This window comes from Corynebacterium sp. CQ3829_602738 (genome assembly GCF_054478435.1).
In genome coordinates this window covers 1,005,038-1,021,873 of record NZ_CM137003.1, presented here as the reverse complement: position 1 = coordinate 1,021,873, position 16,836 = coordinate 1,005,038, and the positions used below count along the sequence as shown (strand labels likewise).

Here is a 16,836-nt window from a genome sequence, read left to right as displayed (position 1 = left end):
TCTTTCAGCCCACACTCAGCCGATTCTGCAAATCAATACAGCGCGACGGAAGGATGCGTTACAGTGTGGCGAAACTTACACCGACCACCGACGTAAGGGAGTGCACATGTCTGACAGTTTCTGGCTCGTGCTGGCCATCGTCCTGTATTTCGGGCTGATGGTCGCCATCGGGTTCTATTCCTGGCGCAAAACGGAGAAGTACGACGACTACGTCCTCGGCGACCGCGGCCTCGGCCCACTGGTCGCCGGCATCTCCGCGGGCGCATCGGACATGTCGGGCTGGCTGCTCATGGGCCTGCCCGGCGCCCTATTCGTCGCGGGCATGAGTGAGCTGTGGATCGTCATCGGCCTGTTCATCGGCACCTGGGCCAACTGGAAGTGGATCGCACCAAGGCTGCGCGCCTACACCGAGGTGGCCAAGAACTCGATCACGCTGCCCAGCTTCTTTGAAAACCGCACGCACGACACCTCGCGCGTCCTGCGCTTCACCTCCGCCGTGATCATCATCTTCTTCTTCACGTTCTACGTCTCCTCCGGCATGGTCTCCGGCGGCCGCTACTACGAATCCACCTTCGGCGGCGAATACATCCACGGCGTGCTCATCGTCGGCTCCATCACGGTGCTCTACACCTTCATCGGCGGATTCCTCGCCGTGAGCTACACCGACGTCGTACAGGGCGGCCTGATGTTCCTCGCCCTGATCACCGTGCCGATCATGGCGCTGATGTCCCTGGACAACCCCTCCGACATCTTCAGCTGGGCCACCTCAAACCCGTACGGCCCCTGGGAGCACGGCAACCCGGACTACTTCAACATGGTCGCCGGCGTGTCCGCCGCCACCATCATCGGCAACATCGCATGGGGCCTGGGCTACTTCGGCCAGCCGCACATCATCACCCGCTTCATGGCGCTGCGCTCCCCGTCTGAGGCGAAGGCGGCGCGCCGCACCGGCACCATCTGGGTGGCCATCTGCTACCTCGGCGGCATCTTCACCGCCCTGGTGGCAACCGTCTACTTCGGCCAGAAGTCCGCGTCCGTGACCGACCAGTCCGGCTACGAGACCGTCTTTTTGGACCTGGCCCGCATCATGTTCCACCCGCTGATCGCCGGCATCGTGCTCACCGCCGTACTCGCCGCGATCATGTCCACCATGTCTTCTCAGCTGCTGGTCACCTCGTCCGCGCTCATCGAGGACATCTACCGCATCTTCAAGAAGAACCCGAACAACACCACCCTGCTCGTGCTCTCCCGCGCCATGGTCATCGGCATTGCCCTGATTGGCATGCTGCTGGCTCTGAACCCGTCCGACACCATCCTCGGCCTGGTCGGCTTCGCGTGGGCCGGCTTCGGCGCCGCGTTCGGGCCGGTGGTTGTGGCGTCGCTGTACTGGAAGCGCCTCACCTCCCAGGGCGCGATCGCCGGCATGATCGTCGGCGCCGTCACCTCGTTTGTCTGGGGTTCCGTGGACGCGCTGTCCGGCATGATCTACGAGATCGTCCCGGGCGTCATCCTGGCTACTCTGGCCATGGTCGTCGTCTCCCTGGCCACCCGCCCGAAGGAGGGTGTGGAAGAGGAGTTCGACACCGCCGCGGCCGCCACCGACTATGCGCTCGCCCACCCCGACGAGGACTTCGCCGCAGCGCTGCGGAACCGCGGAGGCTCCACCGCAGTCTAAGAAGGTATGCGCCTATACCTTCGTATTCTCTCCGCCCTCACTGTGCTGGTGGTGCCGTTCCCCACGGGGCGATTGCCTATCGACGTCCCAACGGTGCCCCACCGCACCACCATCCTCGGCTACGACAGAGCCGAGTTCGGCCCCGGCTGGGCCGCCGGCACCGGCGGGTGCGACACCCGCGCCGCGGTGATGGCCGCCGCCTTTGACGCGGACTGCGCCCAGCCCTGGCCGCAGTGGGGCAATCCCCGAGTTGTAGACCCCTACACCGGGGATTTTCTTCTGCCCCACGACGTGGAGATCGACCACGTCCTGCCCGTCTCCGCCGCCTGGGACTTAGGCGCCCACCGGTGGGACGCCGCCACCCGCGAGCGCTTCTACAACGACCCGCGCAATTTGGTCGCCGTGTCCTCCGCCGCCAACCAGGCCAAAGGCGACAAACTCCCGTCCGAATGGATGCCCACGGATAGGCGCGCGCGGTGTGCGTATGGGCGCCGGCTCGTGGACGTCGCAAAGCACTATGCCCTTCCTTTGCCCCGGGCAGACCTGCGGGCGGTGCGGCGCGCGTGCTCCGGGGTCGCCGGGCTGCTGGCGCGCGGCGAGCTGTGAGGATTTTCCCACCATGCCGTAAGGTGTGGGCACATGACTACATTCCTCATCTTCCTGCACGTGGTCGCGGCCATCCTGCTGCTCGGCCCCGTTGTCGTGTCTACCTCGATGTTCCCGCGCCAGGTCGCAGAATCCCGCGCCGGTGGCGAGGAGGCCACCGGCCGTGCGTCGGTGCTCTACCGCATCACCAAGACCTACGGCATGCTCTCCCTGCTCGTCCCGCTGCTCGGCGGCGCCGTGCTCGCCTCCGACTGGGAGACCTACAAGGCCAACTACTGGTTCCACACCGCCATCGTGCTCTCCGTGATCGCCTGGGCGATCCTGCTGGGCATGGTCATCCCGCAGCAGCGCAAGATGATGGGCACCCTCGGCGCGCTGCCGGCCGCTGACGCAGACCCGGCCGACCAGACCACCAACTTTGAGAAGTCCAAGGCAAAGGCAACCGCCGGCGCCGGCATCTTCAACCTGCTGTGGATGCTCACCCTGATCCTGATGTTCCTGCCGACCCCGGCGTAAGGAACGCGCGGGCGTTTCCGCTTGAAACAGGCCCAGCTATTCCCGATTCTTCGGCGAATGGCTGGGCCTTGTTGGTAGGGCCAGTTTCGCCCCGGTTGCCGGAGCTCGAGACGCCTCCCCCGCGCACAGACCCTGGGAGGCAAACCCTGGCAATGGCCAAAATCGGCGCGATCCCAGGCTTTGGATCCCAGGGTCTGTGCGCATGAGTCGTTCTGCCCGGCCCCCTACGAGTACCGCAGCGCAGACGGCCCGCCGAGGCCCAGGCCGGCGAAGACGCGGAAGATTGCGTCCACCGCCTTGCGCAGCACCTCCGCCACAGGCCCGGTCAGCCCGCCGAACAGCACGTTCTGCCCCCACACGCCGACGAGGCGAGCTTCGGGGACGGCGGGGCCGTCGTGGGGCACGATGCCGATGACGTAGTCGCCGCCGCGCAAAAACGGCAACGGGTTGGAGGTCCACATGCTGGAGACCACGCCGACAAAGCCGCGCCCGGGCACCCACATGGGCCCGCCGGAGTCGCCGGGGTGGCTCAGCGGCGCGGCGACGAAGAAGGTGCCGTCGGCGGAGCCAGAGAAGCGCCCGCAAGTTTGCGCGCCGCGGGTGCGGGAGAAGTAGCAGATGGTCTCGCCGAGGCGCACGTCATTTGGGTGGACCCACGCGTCGCCGGAGAACCGGTTGCCGCCGACTGCCACGCCTGCGTCCCATTGGATGGCGGCCCAGTCGTTGCTCAGGTGGCCGTCGTAGGCCTTGGAGCGGTACAGCGTCCCGGTGGCGCCGCCGGCGTTGACTCGCGCGCCTTCGGCTCCGCAGTGCGCGGCGACGAGGCTGCGGTGGCGCGCGGGGTCGTTGAAGCCGATGGTGCAGGTGCCAGTGCCGTCGATGCGCACGGGCGCGCCCTGCTCCACACGCACCTGGGCCTCGGCGGGCGCGGCCTGCATCCCCAGCGCGACGGCCGCTGCGAGAAGAGCTCGGGAAATTCGGTGCGTGCGCTGGGAAGACATGCGCATTAACCTAGCACCTTTGCCTATCGACGCCCTCCGGTCCCCCACCGAAAACCCAAAGCAGCCGGCACGCTGCTTTTGAGCTGTGCCGGCTGCTTCAATACCGGGGATTAATCCCAGCGGTCGCGCCTGTCGTCGCGGCCACGGCCTCGTCCGCCGCGGTAGCCGCCGCGTCCACCGCGATCGCCACGGTCGTCGCGTCCGCGCCCGCCGCGGTAGCCCCCGCGGCCGCCGCGGCCACGTCCTCCGCGATCGCGCGGGGGTGCGCCGTGGTCGCGCTGGATGTTGATCAGCTGGCCGGAGATGCGGGTGTCCTCCAGGCGGTCCAGCACGGCCTGGTCCAGGTTCTTCGGCAGCTCCACCAGGGTGAAGTCGCCGCCGATGGTGATGCGGCCGAAGTCCTTAGAGCTCAGCCCGCCCTCGTTGGCCAGGGCGCCGACGATGGCACCCGGGCGGACGTGCTGGCGCTTGCCCACGTCCAGGCGGTAGGTGTCGAAGTTGCCGCTGTCGTCGAAGCGGCGGCCGCGGCCCCTGTCGCCACGGTCGTCGCGGTCGAAGCGGTCGCGTCCGCGCCCGCGGCGATCGTCGCGGTCGAAGCGGTCACGGTCGCGGCGGTCGCGCTTGTCGCGCGGCGGCTCCTTCATCAGGAACTCGTCGCCGGCCAGGGCCTGGGTGGCCAGGGCGGCGGCGATGTCGTCCATAGGCACGTTGTTCGCTGCGGAGTACTCGCGCACCATGGTCTTGAAGATCTGCAGGTCGGTGGCCTCGAGCGACTCGGTGATGGAGTCCATGAACTTGGCCTTGCGCGACTCGTTGACCTCGTCCACGGTGGGCAGGTCCATCTCTTCGATGGTCGCATTGGTCACGCGCTCGATGGAGCGCAGCATGCGGCGCTCGCGCGGAGTGACAAACAGGATCGCCTCGCCGGAGCGGCCCGCACGACCGGTGCGGCCGATGCGGTGGACGTAGGACTCCGTGTCGTTCGGGATGTCGTAGTTGAGCACGTGCGAGATGCGCTCAACGTCCAGGCCGCGGGCGGCGACGTCGGTGGCCACGAGGATGTCCAGGCGGCCGTCGCGAAGCTGGTCCACGGTGCGCTCGCGCTGCTGCTGGGCGATGTCGCCGTTGATGGCGGCGGCGGAGAACCCGCGGGCGCGCAGCTTCTCGGCCAACTCCTCGGTCTCGTTCTTGGTGCGCACGAACACGATCATCGCCTCGAACTCGGTCACCTCGAGGATGCGGGTGATCGCGTCGAGCTTGTTGCGGTGCGCGGTGAACAGGTAGCGCTGGGTGATGTTGGTGTTGGTGCGCGTCTCCGACTTGACGGTGACCTCTTCCGGGTTGTTGAGGTAGTCGCGGGAGATGCGGCGGATCGCGTTCGGCATCGTCGCCGAGAACAGCGCAACCTGCTTGGTGTCCGGGGTGTCTTCCAGGATGCGCTCGACGTCTTCCTGGAAGCCCATGTTGAGCATCTCGTCGGCCTCGTCCAGCACCAGGAAGCTCAGGTTGGAGATGTCCAGCGAGCCCTTCTCCAGGTGGTCGATCACACGGCCCGGGGTGCCCACGATGACCTGGGCGCCGCGCCGCAGCCCGGACAGCTGGATGCCGTAGGCCTGGCCGCCGTAGATCGGCAGGATGCTCACGCCGCCAATGTGGTCGGCGAACGACTGGAAGGAGTCGGACACCTGCAGCGCCAACTCACGCGTCGGCGCGAGCACGAGCGCCTGCGGGTAGCGCTTCTCCGGATCGATCTGGGACAGCACCGGCAGCGCGAACGCCGCGGTCTTGCCGGTACCCGTCTGCGCGAGGCCGACCACGTCGCGGCCTTGCATAAGCAACGGGATGGTCTGCGCCTGAATCGGCGACGGCTGCTCGAAGCCGACGCGCTTGACCGCTTCGACGACCTCGTCGGGCAGGCCAAGCTTCTCAAAGCCGTTTTCGGGCTTCTCGGGCTCTGTGGCGGGCTCGGCCGAAGGTTCGTCGTTAAGCTTCAGCACATCATTGTCGTTTTCAATGGCCACGGTGTCCGTGGCGCCGGTCTCCTCAGAAACCCCCGCATCCCTGGTGTCCTCTACTACGGCCTCAACGATTTCGGCCGCGACATCCTGCGGGTCTTTCTGGTTTTCCGACACATTCATATCCGGCTCATTCTCGCCGCCGGTGGCGTTTTCGGAAATGCTCATCGCTGGCCCAGCGTACGCCATTGTGCGCCCCGGTTAGTATTCCTGCGGTTTGCCGGCGGGCGAAGTCGCACACCCTCCCGTAAAGTGCGTGGTGCAGGTCACATTGCCTATCGACGCCACCCCTGCCCCACACCTCGAAGGAGCCCCGACGATGGATCCCGGCGCGGGCGGCAACGAGTGCTCCGGACAGTAGGCGCGTGGGAGCCGTTAGAGGATCACGACCACCTCAGACCTAGCTCTTCGAGCATTGTGGCAAATAGTTTCCACAATCCGCTGCGAAGGCACCACCCGCCGTGCTACGGTCGTCGGCATGATCAACAGCACCGCATTTGCGACCTCGGCCACGGCCGAGCGTTCTGCGATGCTGAATACCCAGCCGGCCCGCCTGCATCATCATCTGTAGCGCGGTGTCGGCCGACTCCAGCCCCCTGCGCTAACAGCCTCTGCTGCAAGCGCAGGGGGTTTCTTGTTAGCACGGGCAACACTCAAGGCTTATGTCGTTCGCGCCGCGCCCCCGGATCCGTCCGCGAAGCAATGCACTTTGCCTATCGACGGCCAACCGGGACGCCGCCGCCCCCAGCTTCGGGCACACCTCAATCCATTTCCCTTACGCCTCCGATTCGCGCATTGCTTCCCGAAAGAGCACAGTTATGTCCGTTATGACTGCACCATCAGACAACGCCACCAAGCCCAAACCGAAACGCAGCGGCTTAAACACCCGCCACATCCACTTCATCGCGCTCGGTTCCGCCATCGGCACCGGCCTGTTCTACGGCTCCGCCGGTGCGATCCAGGCCGCCGGTCCATCCGTGTTGCTGGTGTACCTGCTCGGCGGCGCAGTGGTGTACTTCATGCTCCGCGCGCTCGGCGAGATGAGCGTGCGCAACCCGGTCCGCGGCTCGTTTGCCGTGTACTGCCGCAAGTACCTCGGTGGTTGGGGCGGCTACATCACCGGTTGGATGTTCGCCTTCGAGATGATGATCGTGTGTCTGGCGGACCTGACGGCCATCACGATCTATATGAAGTTCTGGTTCCCCACCACGCCCGCGTGGGTGTGGATTACGGTCACGCTGCTGATCATTAGCGCGGCGAACTTGGCTGCGGTCCGTCTCTTCGGCGAGCTGGAGTTCCTGCTCACGCTGATCAAGGTCGGCGCCGTGGTTGCCATGATCGTGGGCGGCGCCGCCATCCTCGCCTTCAACCTCGGCTCCCAGCCGGAAACGATGGGCGTGAGCAACCTCTGGAGCGACGGCGGCTTCTTCGCTAACGGCATCTCCGGCATGGCAGCGTCCTTCATCCTCGTGCTGTTCGCGTTCGGCGGCACCGAGATCATCGGCGTCGCCGGAACGGAGGCTGAGGACCCGGACCGCTCCATCCCCAAGGCGGTCAACACTGTCCCGGCGCGCATCCTGATCTTCTACGTGCTGTCCATCCTGATCATTTTGATGATCAACCCGTGGCGCACCATCAACGGCGAGGACTCCCCCTTCGTCCAGATCTTTGACACGCTCGGCGTCAGCTGGGCGGCCGCGCTGCTCAACGTAGTGGTGCTCAGCGCGTCGCTGTCCGCCATCAACGCCGACCTCTTCGGCACCGGCCGCGTCCTCGCCGGCCTAGCCAAGGAGAAGCTGGCGCCGCGGGCGATGGCGAAGACCTACCGCGATGTGCCGGTGATGACCGTGGTCATGTTAATCATCGCCCTGATCGTCGGTGTGATTTTGAACCAGCGCTACCCCGACATCTTTGAAACTGTCGCGGCGCTGGCTACCTTCGCCACCATCTTCGTGTGGCTGATGATCCTGCTCGCGCACATTGCTTCTCGACGCAACATCTCCCCCGCCGAAGAGCAAAACCTAAAGTTCCCAGTGCCGTTCTGGCCGTACGGGCAGTGGTTCGCGGTTGCGTTCATCCTGTTCACTTTCGGCACGATGGTGTGGATGGAGGAATTCCACACCGCACTCATCGTCGGCGTCGCGTTCCTGATCCTGATGTCGATCCTCTACTTCGTCACCGGCCGCCCGCAGGCGATCGCGGAAGATGAGGTCGAGTACGAGGCGAAATAGCCCCGCAAGCAAATAGCCCCAGCGCTGCCCCCGCAGCGCTGGGGCTTCTTACGCACGGACGGGTGGTTGAGCTGCGACAACACTGAATCTATCCTCAAAGCATGAACGACATGCAAAAGCTGTATGAATCTGCAGCCAAACTGCAAGAGGTAGCGCCTGACGCAGTACTCGTAGGCGGGAGCGCAGCTGCGTTCTATGCGCACCACCGCATGTCGTTCGACCACGATCACGTCATTGAGCATCTCCAGAGTCGCTACGACGCGGTTCTAGAAGCTGTCGTGGGTTTGGACGGGTGGTCGACAAATCCCCGCGCGTCCCGTCCGCCGATGACCATCATGGGATCGCTAGACGGTTATCAGGCTGGCTTGCGCAACTTGCGCCGCAAGACCCCTCTGGAGGTGGAGACAGTCGAACTGCCTAACGGCTCTCAGCTTCAGATCCCTACGATTGCCGAAGTTCTGCGTACCAAGGCCTTCTTGATCGTCCAGCGGAACCAGGTTCGTGACTACCTCGATGTCGCAGCGGTAGGTTCAACACTTGGAATTTCCACCGCGTGCGAGGTTTTGAAAGAGATTGACTCATTCTACAGCGAGTTCACCAACACCGACGGTTCGGTTCTATCGGAGCTGGTTTACATGCTTTCGGCTCCTAACCCTGCGGACAGTCACAATAAGGATTCCCTTGGTAGCTACAAGGGCGTCGTGTCCGGGTGGGATTCCTGGTCAAAGGTTGAATCGGTGTGTAAGGAGATCGCAGCATGCCTGACATGATCAGTGAGGCGATGTTCCGCAATGTAGCGGCCTCGCCGTCGGATCCCATCACGTCTTGGCCGTATGAGGTCTACGCTGCCGCGCTCCAGTACGGCGACATTTTCGACTGGAGGGTGTTCGCACAAGAGATTCGTGAGCAGCCTTGGGGAGATGTGGCAGCGACGATGGAGCAGGTAGTCCGCGAGCTACCGAACTTGGATGCTGCTCAGCTGTTTTTCCTCATTCTGGGGCAAGCTCGTGGCGACGAGCAGATTTTTGAGAAGTCTCTCCCAGGACGCGACAACGACTACGAACCCTGGTAGTCCTCCCGCCTCGCCCTAATGGCCTCGCCGTGTGCCGGGAGGCGCTCGGCGTCGGCGAGGGTGATCACGGCGTCCGCCACCTCGGCCAGCGCGTCCGCGGAGTACTCGACCACGTTGACGGGTTTGAGGAAGGTGTGGGTGCTCAGCCCCGGCGCGAAACGGGCCGTGCCGGATGTGGGCAGCACGTGGTTGGATCCTGCGGAGTAGTCTCCGAGCGGCACCGGCGCGTGCGGCCCGACGAAGATCGCGCCGGCGTTGGTGATCTGTGCCACCACGTCGCGGGCGTTGTCGGTGTGGATCTCTAAGTGCTCGGGTGCGTAGGCGTTGGTGACGGTGACGGCGGACCGGAGGTCGTCGACAAGCAAGATGCCCGATTGCGGCCCCTCGAGTGCAGCGCGCACGCGCTCGGCGTTGAGCGTGACCTGGTAGCGCTCGGCGATCTCGCGGTTGACGGCCTCGGCGAGCGCAGGCGAATCAGTGACCAGGATCGACGCGGCGTGCTCGTCGTGCTCGGCCTGGGAGATCAGGTCGTACGCCACGTAAACCGGATTGGCCGTCTCGTCGGCGATGATCGCGATCTCGCTGGGGCCTGCCTCAGCGTCAATGCCCACCACGCCGTTGACCACGCGCTTCGCGGCGGCGACGAAGACGTTGCCGGGGCCGGTGACCATGTCCACAGGCTCCAGGTCCTCGTCGCCGTAGGCCAGCAACGCGACGGCCTGTGCGCCACCGACCGCCCACACCTCATCGATGCCCACCAGCGCGCACGCCGCGAGGATCGTCGGGTGCGGCCAGCCGTCGAAGTCCGCTTGTGGCGGCGAGCACACCACCATCGACTCCACGCCCGCTTCCTGGGCGGGAATCGCGTTCATGAGCACACTCGACGGGTAGACGGCCTTGCCGCCGGGGACGTACAGACCCACGCGCTGCACCGGGCGGAACACCTCGGTCACCGTGGCGCCCGGCGCGAGCTCGGTGGTGTGCTCCACGGGCTTCTGGTCGCCGTGTACGGCGCGGATGCGCGCGATCGAGGTCTCCAACGCCGCGCGTACGTCCGCGTCGAGACCGTCCACGGCTTCCGCGATGACCTCAGCTGGCACGCGGAGCGAAGACGGACGCACGCCGTCGAAGCGCTCCCCGTACTCCAGCGCCGCCTGCGCGCCGCGCTCACGCACCGCCTCCACGATCGGAGCCACCTGGGGCACCACCGAGTTCACGTCCCCACCCGCGCGAGGCAGCACCTTCCGCAGTTCGCGCACCGTCAACGCACTGCCCCTGAGATCTGTCACCGACAGCATGCCGCTCCCCTTTTAGTCGCTTCGAAGTCTTCCCTGCATGGTATCGGCGCCGCGCAGCCTCCGAGGCCGTTTTTCCCAAAACCCCACCACACGCGACCCCACCGCACGCGACCGCCCGCCTTCTGACACACTTGGCCACATGACCGTGACTCAAGGCAACAAGATCGTCCTTATCGGCGCCGGCGCTGTCGGCACCGCCTTCGCATACGCAATTGTCAACCAGGGCCTGGCGGACCACCTGGCCATCATCGACCTCAACGAGGACCTCGTCTGGGCCCAAGTTGAGGACTTAAACCACGCCGTCCCGTTCTCGGGCCACCAAATGAACGTCACGGTGGGCACCTACGAGGACTGCCGAGACGCCGCACTCGTGGTCAACTGCGCCGGCGTGGCGCAGCGCGACGGCGAAACCCGCATCGACCTGATCGCGCGTAACGCCGCCATTTTCGAGTCCATCAACAAGGACATCATGGCTAACGGCTTCAACGGCATCTACGTCGTGGCCACCAACCCTGTGGACGTGCTCACCTACATCACCTGGAAGCAGACCGGCCTGCTGTCGAACCAGGTCATCGGCTCCGGCACTGTGCTGGACACCGCGCGCTGGCGCCACAACCTGGGCGTCCACTTCGACATCGCTCCGTCCGCGGTACACACCCACATCATCGGCGAGCATGGCGACACTGAGCTGCCCGTGTTCTCCTCCGGCTCCGTCGGCGGCGTGCCGCTGAGCGCCTTGCTGGAGACCGAGGCCGAGACCAACCCGGAGATCTACACCCAGATCGACGAGATGTTCATCCGCACCCGCGACGCCGCCTACGACATCATCAAACGCAAGGGCAACACCGCCTTCGGCATCGGCAACGCGCTCGCCCGCATCACGCGCGCGATCCTGCGCAACGAGGACGTGGTCCTGCCCGTCTCCGCGCTCTTGCAGGGCGAATACGGGCTCGACGACCTCTACATCGGCACCCCCACCGTCCTCAACCGCAGCGGCGTGCGCAACGTCGTCGAACTGCGCCTCGACTCCGACGAGCTGGAGAAGTTCCGCCACTCCGCCACCACCCTGCGCGACGTCATCGACCGCGCCGAGTTCTAGGAGCCTTTTGCTTATCGACGGCAACTCCGCCCCGCTGCCGTTTAGTATGGCTACATGGCCAGAAACATCGATGTGGTTGGAGCAGTGATCCTCGACGGCGACCTTGTGTTTGCCGCACAGCGGGGGCCGGGCCGATCGATGAGTGGGCTTTGGGAGTTTCCCGGCGGAAAGATCGAACCTGGTGAGACTCCGGAGCAGGCTCTGAAGCGCGAGCTCGTCGAGGAGCTCAGCGTTGAGGTTGAAGTTTTAGACCGGATTGTGACGAGCCGGCACGAAACCGACGCTGCAGTTATCAACCTGACCACGTATTACTGCACGCTTTCCTCCGGTGCTCCAAAGCTCTCCGAACACCAAGAGATCCGTTGGGTTCCGAGGTCGGAGCTTCATGAGTTGGAGTGGGCGCCGGCTGACATCGAAACTGTAGAACGAGTGCAGCAGCAGTAATGGAGTCATCGCTTTCCTCGCTGCAACGCGATCTTGAATACGGTTTCATCGACGAAGCCGTCCTTGCCAACAAACAAGAGAACCCCGAGCTCATCACCAATGGCGACTCGAACACCATGTACGAGGCGCTCAAAAACGAGCTTGAGTTTGCTGATAGTTACGTGTTCTCAGTGGCTTTCGTAACTGTCGGCGGTATCGGCGCGCTCAAGCAACAGCTCGTGGAGTTTCAGGGCAAGGGGACGATCATCACGTCTTCGTACCAAGACTTCAATGAGCCCGCTGCTCTGCGCGAATTATTGACTTTGGAAAACGTCGATGTCTACGTGATGTCGGAATACGCCCACCATGCCAAGGGCTACATTTTCAACCACGGTGACCACGTCACTGCGCTCGTAGGCAGCTCGAATCTCACACGATACGCACTGATGGAAAACCATGAGTGGAACATCCGAGTTTCCTCACACAGAAACGGCAACATAGCGGCCCAGCTCCAAAGCGGAGTGGAGAGGCACCTCGACAAAGCGGTTCCACTTACCGAGGACTGGATCAAGGATTACGAAAAGAAGCGGGCCAAGCGCACAATCGTCTTCACCGAAACTCAACCGCTTGAGGTATCACCGGAGAGCGAAAAGATCCTTCCAAACCTGATGCAGGTCGAAGCACTCGAGCAGTTGCAGAGCGTGGTCGACTCCGGCGAGAAACGCGCGTTGATCATTTCTGCAACCGGTACGGGAAAAACCATCCTTGCAGCGTTGGCTACCCGACAGATGAAGCCCGCAAAAACGCTATTCATCGTTCACCGCGAACAGATTTTGAAGAAGGCGGCTCAAGAGTTCGCCAGAGTGTTAGAAGTCGACGACACACAAATCGGGTTCTTCGTGGGAGCACGACGAGAACTGGACAAACAGTTGGTGTTTGCTACGGTTCAATCCCTTTCACGGAAAGAGAATCTGGCGGCGATCTCTCCGCTTCAATTCGACCTCATCATCGTCGATGAAGTTCACCGTTCTGGCGCCGAGTCGTATCAGTCGATCTTGAACCACTTCCGCCCAAACTTCACGCTGGGTTTGACAGCTACCCCAGAGCGAACGGATGGGTTTAATGTCTTTGAGCTCTTCGGATATAACGTCCCATACGAGATCCGTCTGGAAGGCGCCCTTGAAAATCGGATGCTCGTCCCCTTCGACTACTACGGCATCGCAGATTACGAATCGGCCCAAGGATCGATCGGAGACAAGTCGAAGCTCAAGGACCTCGTTGCGAACGATCGCGTCGAGCACATCGTCGATGCACTACAGAAATACTCATTCGCAGAAGGCACAAAGGGCCTTGTGTTCTGCAGTAGTAACGAAGAATCTCGAATTCTTGCGGAAGCTCTCTCCTCTCGGATCGTCCACGGCCGTCCGCTGAGAACGCGGAGTCTTTCGGGAGCCGACACGATTGAAGAACGAGAGTCCGTTGTCGCTCAACTGGAAGATGGCGAACTCGATTACATCTTCACGGTGGACATTTTTAATGAAGGCATCGACATTCCCTCGGTCAATGTCGTTGTCTTGCTCCGCAGCACTGAGTCGTCGATTATCTTCACGCAACAGCTTGGTCGCGGGCTGCGAAAAGCCGCCGAAAAACACTCGCTGCGCGTCATTGATTTCATCGGAAACTACGCGAACAACTACCTCATTGCGGTTGCGCTGACCGGCAACAAAACCGGCCGTAAACCTAAGATCCTCGATGACGTCAACGACCCCCGTCCTAAAGCCGGTGCCTCCACAGTGAGCTTCGACAGGGTTTCCGCGGCACGAGTTATCGAATCTCTGCAAAAAGCGCGCATCACGGGAGTGAAGGCGAAGCGTGAGGCAATCGCGGAACTGAAGTATCGGCTCGGCCGCATTCCCAAGCTTGTGGACTTTATCTATCACGAATCCATGGATCCGTCCGTGCTGTGCGCAACCGACCAACACACGCGAAATTACTGGTCACTCTTGCACAAACTGAAGGAAGTTAATTCGGCCCCGTCCCAAGAGGAAGACGGATTCCTCTCCCTCATCGCAGCGGAACTTCTCAACGGAAAACGCCCGCAGGAACTCCTCCTTCTTTCCGAGCTCGTGCACCGGGGTCCCCAGGGGACGCTGACTGATACCGAGTTCAGGATCACGATTCAGAAATCCGCTCCGGAACTTGATTCCTCTTCCGACCTCATGCGATCGGTAGAGCTTGTTTTGAACTTGGAATGGTTCACGGATGCTGCCGCCAAACGCTACGGAGGCAACCCCATCGCTGTCCGACAAGGCGATGAGTTCCGACTCGGTGAGCGTTTTTCGGAGTTATATTTCTCCTACGATGACCAGCACCCAAACCCAGAGGTGAGCTTCCGCTCGCACGTCGATGACCTCATCGAGACTGGCCTACTTGTAAACCGGCGACAGTACCGCCAAAGCGACATGTTCGTCCGGGGAAAGACGTACACCCGAAAGGACGCAGCTCGGCTCCTTAACTGGCCGCGCAACAGGGAATCCACAATTTACGGGTATGCGGTGGACTCAAACACCAATACTTGCCCAATCTTTGTCACGTACCACAAGGACGCCGATGTCTTGGCGAGCCACCGGTACGAAGACACATTCATCGACCAATCCACGATGCAGTGGTTCTCCAAGAACAACCGCACACTCAAGAGCAACGAACTCCAGCCAATTATGGATGGATCCGCGGACCTCCATCTCTTTGTGAAGCGAGAAGACGCAGACGGCTTGGAGTTTTACTACCTCGGGCAGGCTGCCGTCACGAATGCTGAAGAGCGCCACATGCCGGGTAACAAAGATGAGTTGCTCGACGTGGTGGTCATGAACCTGGCACTGGACGAACCTGTCCCCGCCCCGCTGTACAAGGCGCTCACCACCAACAAACGTTCGAGCATCCAGGATCCTACTGCGGACGACCAGAAGACGGAGCTCCACCGTGCACCTGGGCACATGGTTAAGCAGGATAAAAACGGTAGGCCTCAATTGCCGAGTTAGAGCGCGGGGTTAGGCGAGCTTAGATTCAATAACTTGCGCATATTCCTCCACCTCCGTGGCGAAGGTGGTGTCGTGGCAAGTGAAGATCACGGCCTGGCCAGATCGGAGTCCCTCGGCGATGAGGTCGTGGGCGCGGTCGCGAGAGGGGGCGTCGAGGCCGACGTCCGGTTCGTCGAGAAGCACGAGCGGCCGGTTCTGAGCGAAGACCTGGGCGAGCTGAGCCAGGCGCAGGTGCGCGGCAGGCAGGTCGAGGGGGTGGGTCTCCGGGTCGAGGCCGAGTGCAGCGACGGCGACCGGGTCGCCGACGAACTCCCCCACCGTGGATTCGGCGAGCTGGTCTGCGGCGCGCTGCAGCGCGAGTGAGACGCCGAGAGACAGCCCCGGGTTGCCGTCGAGGCCGGCCATCGCGCGCAGCAGGGTGGTTTTGCCGGCGCCGTTGTCGCCGCGCAGCCACACGGCCTGGCCGGGGCGCACGGTCAGGTGGATAGGGCCAGCGGTGAACTCCGGGTCCTCGTTTGCGCGGAACTGCCACCACTTGCGGGTGGTACCGCCGCGGGTAGCGGTGATCTCGCCGAGGTCGATCGGATCACCGGTGGGCTCCACGCGTGGAGGCAGGCTGGTTTCGTGGGTGGGAGGGGGTGAGGGAGACAGGATGCCGTCGATAAGCGAAAGTGTTGCTACATCGAGGCGGGGGCGGTTGCCGAGGACCACGATGCGAGACGGCAGCGCCTCGAGTAGGCGGATGATGTGGATGGCGGAGGTGGGGTCGAGGCCGGCGAAGGGGTCGTCGAGAAGCAGGATGTCCGGCTCGAGGACCGCGACGGCCGCGATGGCGAGGCGGCGTGTTTGGCCGCCGGAGAGTTGTGCGGGGTGTCGCTCGGCGAGTTCGGTCAGGCCCGCGGCGCTGAGGATGCGCTCGCAGCGGCGTTGCATCTCCGGGATTGGTGTGCCGCGTTGCTCGAGGCCGAGCGCGACCTCCTCGATGACAGTGTCGCGCAGGTAAGACACGTGCGCGGTGGCGTCCTGCTGGACCACGGCGGCGCCCGCCCACTCGTTGTGTGCCTGGGCGGCGAGGGTGGTCAGGCCCGCGCCAGAGTTGCCGATGACCTCGACGGTGCGGTGCTGGTTAAGTGCTTGCTTGAGGGGTGTTAGATCCATAGGACCACCGCCACGCAGATCAGCGGGATGAGGATGCGCGCGGCGCGCTGGGCGGGGCTGTCGTGGACCGGGCGCAGGACGGTGCGGGGGCCGGTGAGGTCGTAGCCTGCGGTTTCCAGCGCCTGGCCGCGGGCGCCGGCCTGGGTAAGCAGCTCCGTGAGCACGGGCATGATCAAGTGCGGGACGACTGTTTTGGTTGTGATGGGGCGCTCTTTGAGGCGGTTGGCGTCGCGGGTGATGCGCGCACGGCTGGCGCCCTGGGGTCCGAGCTGCAGCGTGGTGCCGGCGATGTAGCCGATGCGGTTGCCACCTTTTGTGCTCTGCAAGGCCTTGGCCAGATCCGGGGTGCGCGTCCAGGCCACGGCGGCGAGCAGGCAGGCGACGAGCGCGGTGAAGCGGGCGGTGAGGTGGGCGGCATCGGCGAGGCCGTCGGAGGTGATAAGCGGGGCGATTCGGTGCTCGCCGTAGGGCGCGTGGATGAGCACCATCGACGCGGCGACGGGGGCGGCGAGGAGTGCGGTCGCCGCCGCGACAGACGGGTTGCGGGTGCGCCATGTGCCGGCCGTCAGGGCTGCGGCGATGATGGCCAGCGAGGCTATTGGAGTGTTGATCCCCAGCGCCAGAATCCAGCCGGACGCGCCGATGACCAGGGCGGTCAGCGGGTTCAGGCGGGTCTGGGGCATGTTGGTTGGCTTCTTGCTGGG

The 16,836-nt window shown here is 63.6% G+C and carries 14 protein-coding genes; 9 read left to right on the top strand and 5 right to left on the bottom strand.

Features of this window, described 5'->3' with window-relative positions; genetic code table 11:
• Window positions 1-106 precede the first annotated feature (106 nt).
• The 3 genes from putP to ACX1NL_RS04950 are packed head-to-tail and all read left to right on the top strand — an operon-like array spanning window position 107 to window position 2,797.
• Window positions 107-1,675: a sodium/proline symporter PutP gene (gene putP / locus ACX1NL_RS04960; RefSeq protein ID WP_181888208.1), complete on the top strand. Its 1,569-nt coding sequence runs from the start codon at window positions 107-109 to the stop codon at window positions 1,673-1,675.
• 6 nt (window positions 1,676-1,681) lie between these two features.
• Window positions 1,682-2,281 carry an HNH endonuclease family protein gene (locus ACX1NL_RS04955; protein ID WP_181888207.1) on the top strand — a complete coding sequence of 200 codons (600 nt, stop codon included), beginning with the start codon at window positions 1,682-1,684 and terminating at the stop codon, window positions 2,279-2,281.
• Window positions 2,282-2,314: 33 nt separating this feature from the next.
• Entirely contained in the window at window positions 2,315-2,797 is a 483-nt protein-coding gene (locus tag ACX1NL_RS04950; protein ID WP_181888206.1) for a DUF2269 domain-containing protein, read from the top strand.
• Window positions 2,798-3,021: 224 nt separating this feature from the next.
• Here the strand turns inward: ACX1NL_RS04950 and ACX1NL_RS04945 are convergent, their stop codons facing one another.
• Window positions 3,022-3,798 (bottom strand): chymotrypsin family serine protease, encoded by a 777-nt coding sequence (locus tag ACX1NL_RS04945; RefSeq protein WP_458898769.1) that lies wholly within the window; start codon window positions 3,796-3,798, stop codon window positions 3,022-3,024.
• Between the two features lie 110 nt (window positions 3,799-3,908).
• Window positions 3,909-5,981 (bottom strand): DEAD/DEAH box helicase, encoded by a 2,073-nt coding sequence (locus ACX1NL_RS04940; RefSeq protein WP_458898768.1) that lies wholly within the window; start codon window positions 5,979-5,981, stop codon window positions 3,909-3,911.
• Between the two features lie 659 nt (window positions 5,982-6,640).
• On the opposite strand from ACX1NL_RS04940, the gene ACX1NL_RS04935 reads away from it, so the two are divergent.
• The 3 genes from ACX1NL_RS04935 to ACX1NL_RS04925 all read left to right on the top strand — a co-directional run bounded on the left by ACX1NL_RS04935 (window position 6,641) and on the right by ACX1NL_RS04925 (window position 9,116).
• Window positions 6,641-8,044, top strand: a complete 1,404-nt coding sequence (locus ACX1NL_RS04935) for an amino acid permease (protein WP_458898767.1) — start codon at window positions 6,641-6,643, stop codon at window positions 8,042-8,044.
• A 101-nt stretch (window positions 8,045-8,145) separates the two neighbouring features.
• Entirely contained in the window at window positions 8,146-8,814 is a 669-nt protein-coding gene (locus ACX1NL_RS04930) for a hypothetical protein (RefSeq protein WP_239305962.1), read from the top strand.
• The gene (locus ACX1NL_RS04925; RefSeq protein ID WP_458898766.1) at window positions 8,802-9,116 is read left to right on the top strand and encodes a hypothetical protein; all 315 of its coding nucleotides are present in this window, start codon (window positions 8,802-8,804) and stop codon (window positions 9,114-9,116) included. The genes ACX1NL_RS04930 and ACX1NL_RS04925 overlap by 13 nt, the downstream gene beginning before the upstream one ends.
• On the opposite strand, the gene hisD is transcribed toward ACX1NL_RS04925, so the two are convergent.
• Entirely contained in the window at window positions 9,101-10,414 is a 1,314-nt protein-coding gene (hisD, locus tag ACX1NL_RS04920; RefSeq protein ID WP_458898765.1) for a histidinol dehydrogenase, read from the bottom strand. The two genes, ACX1NL_RS04925 and hisD, sit on opposite strands and share 16 nt — an antisense overlap.
• Window positions 10,415-10,553: 139 nt before the next feature.
• Between hisD and ACX1NL_RS04915 the strand changes: the two genes are divergently transcribed.
• The 3 genes from ACX1NL_RS04915 to ACX1NL_RS04905 are packed head-to-tail and all read left to right on the top strand — an operon-like array spanning window position 10,554 to window position 14,974.
• Window positions 10,554-11,513 (top strand): L-lactate dehydrogenase, encoded by a 960-nt coding sequence (locus tag ACX1NL_RS04915; protein WP_458898764.1) that lies wholly within the window; start codon window positions 10,554-10,556, stop codon window positions 11,511-11,513.
• Window positions 11,514-11,567: 54 nt separating this feature from the next.
• Window positions 11,568-11,957: a (deoxy)nucleoside triphosphate pyrophosphohydrolase gene (locus tag ACX1NL_RS04910; protein ID WP_458898763.1), complete on the top strand. Its 390-nt coding sequence runs from the start codon at window positions 11,568-11,570 to the stop codon at window positions 11,955-11,957.
• The gene (locus ACX1NL_RS04905) at window positions 11,957-14,974 is read left to right on the top strand and encodes a DEAD/DEAH box helicase (protein ID WP_458898762.1); all 3,018 of its coding nucleotides are present in this window, start codon (window positions 11,957-11,959) and stop codon (window positions 14,972-14,974) included. Before ACX1NL_RS04910 ends, ACX1NL_RS04905 begins: the two co-directional genes overlap by 1 nt.
• A 9-nt stretch (window positions 14,975-14,983) precedes the next feature.
• On the opposite strand, the gene ACX1NL_RS04900 is transcribed toward ACX1NL_RS04905, so the two are convergent.
• Window positions 14,984-16,132, bottom strand: a complete 1,149-nt coding sequence (locus tag ACX1NL_RS04900; RefSeq protein WP_458898761.1) for an ATP-binding cassette domain-containing protein — start codon at window positions 16,130-16,132, stop codon at window positions 14,984-14,986.
• Window positions 16,123-16,815: an energy-coupling factor transporter transmembrane component T family protein gene (locus ACX1NL_RS04895; RefSeq protein ID WP_458898760.1), complete on the bottom strand. Its 693-nt coding sequence runs from the start codon at window positions 16,813-16,815 to the stop codon at window positions 16,123-16,125. Before ACX1NL_RS04895 ends, ACX1NL_RS04900 begins: the two co-directional genes overlap by 10 nt.
• Window positions 16,816-16,836 lie beyond the last annotated feature (21 nt).

What these genes read in the sequence shown, in the direction of transcription:
- putP (WP_181888208.1), top strand. Translation starts at nt 107, where the DNA reads ATGTCTGACAGTTTCTGGCTCGTGCTGGCCATCGTCCTGTATTTCGGG.
- ACX1NL_RS04955 (WP_181888207.1), top strand. Translation starts at nt 1,682, where the DNA reads ATGCGCCTATACCTTCGTATTCTCTCCGCCCTCACTGTGCTGGTGGTG.
- ACX1NL_RS04950 (WP_181888206.1), top strand. Translation starts at nt 2,315, where the DNA reads ATGACTACATTCCTCATCTTCCTGCACGTGGTCGCGGCCATCCTGCTG.
- ACX1NL_RS04945 (WP_458898769.1), bottom strand. Translation starts at nt 3,798, where the DNA reads ATGTCTTCCCAGCGCACGCACCGAATTTCCCGAGCTCTTCTCGCAGCG.
- ACX1NL_RS04940 (WP_458898768.1), bottom strand. Translation starts at nt 5,981, where the DNA reads ATGAGCATTTCCGAAAACGCCACCGGCGGCGAGAATGAGCCGGATATG.
- ACX1NL_RS04935 (WP_458898767.1), top strand. Translation starts at nt 6,641, where the DNA reads ATGACTGCACCATCAGACAACGCCACCAAGCCCAAACCGAAACGCAGC.
- ACX1NL_RS04930 (WP_239305962.1), top strand. Translation starts at nt 8,146, where the DNA reads ATGAACGACATGCAAAAGCTGTATGAATCTGCAGCCAAACTGCAAGAG.
- ACX1NL_RS04925 (WP_458898766.1), top strand. Translation starts at nt 8,802, where the DNA reads ATGCCTGACATGATCAGTGAGGCGATGTTCCGCAATGTAGCGGCCTCG.
- hisD (WP_458898765.1), bottom strand. Translation starts at nt 10,414, where the DNA reads ATGCTGTCGGTGACAGATCTCAGGGGCAGTGCGTTGACGGTGCGCGAA.
- ACX1NL_RS04915 (WP_458898764.1), top strand. Translation starts at nt 10,554, where the DNA reads ATGACCGTGACTCAAGGCAACAAGATCGTCCTTATCGGCGCCGGCGCT.
- ACX1NL_RS04910 (WP_458898763.1), top strand. Translation starts at nt 11,568, where the DNA reads ATGGCCAGAAACATCGATGTGGTTGGAGCAGTGATCCTCGACGGCGAC.
- ACX1NL_RS04905 (WP_458898762.1), top strand. Translation starts at nt 11,957, where the DNA reads ATGGAGTCATCGCTTTCCTCGCTGCAACGCGATCTTGAATACGGTTTC.
- ACX1NL_RS04900 (WP_458898761.1), bottom strand. Translation starts at nt 16,132, where the DNA reads ATGGATCTAACACCCCTCAAGCAAGCACTTAACCAGCACCGCACCGTC.
- ACX1NL_RS04895 (WP_458898760.1), bottom strand. Translation starts at nt 16,815, where the DNA reads ATGCCCCAGACCCGCCTGAACCCGCTGACCGCCCTGGTCATCGGCGCG.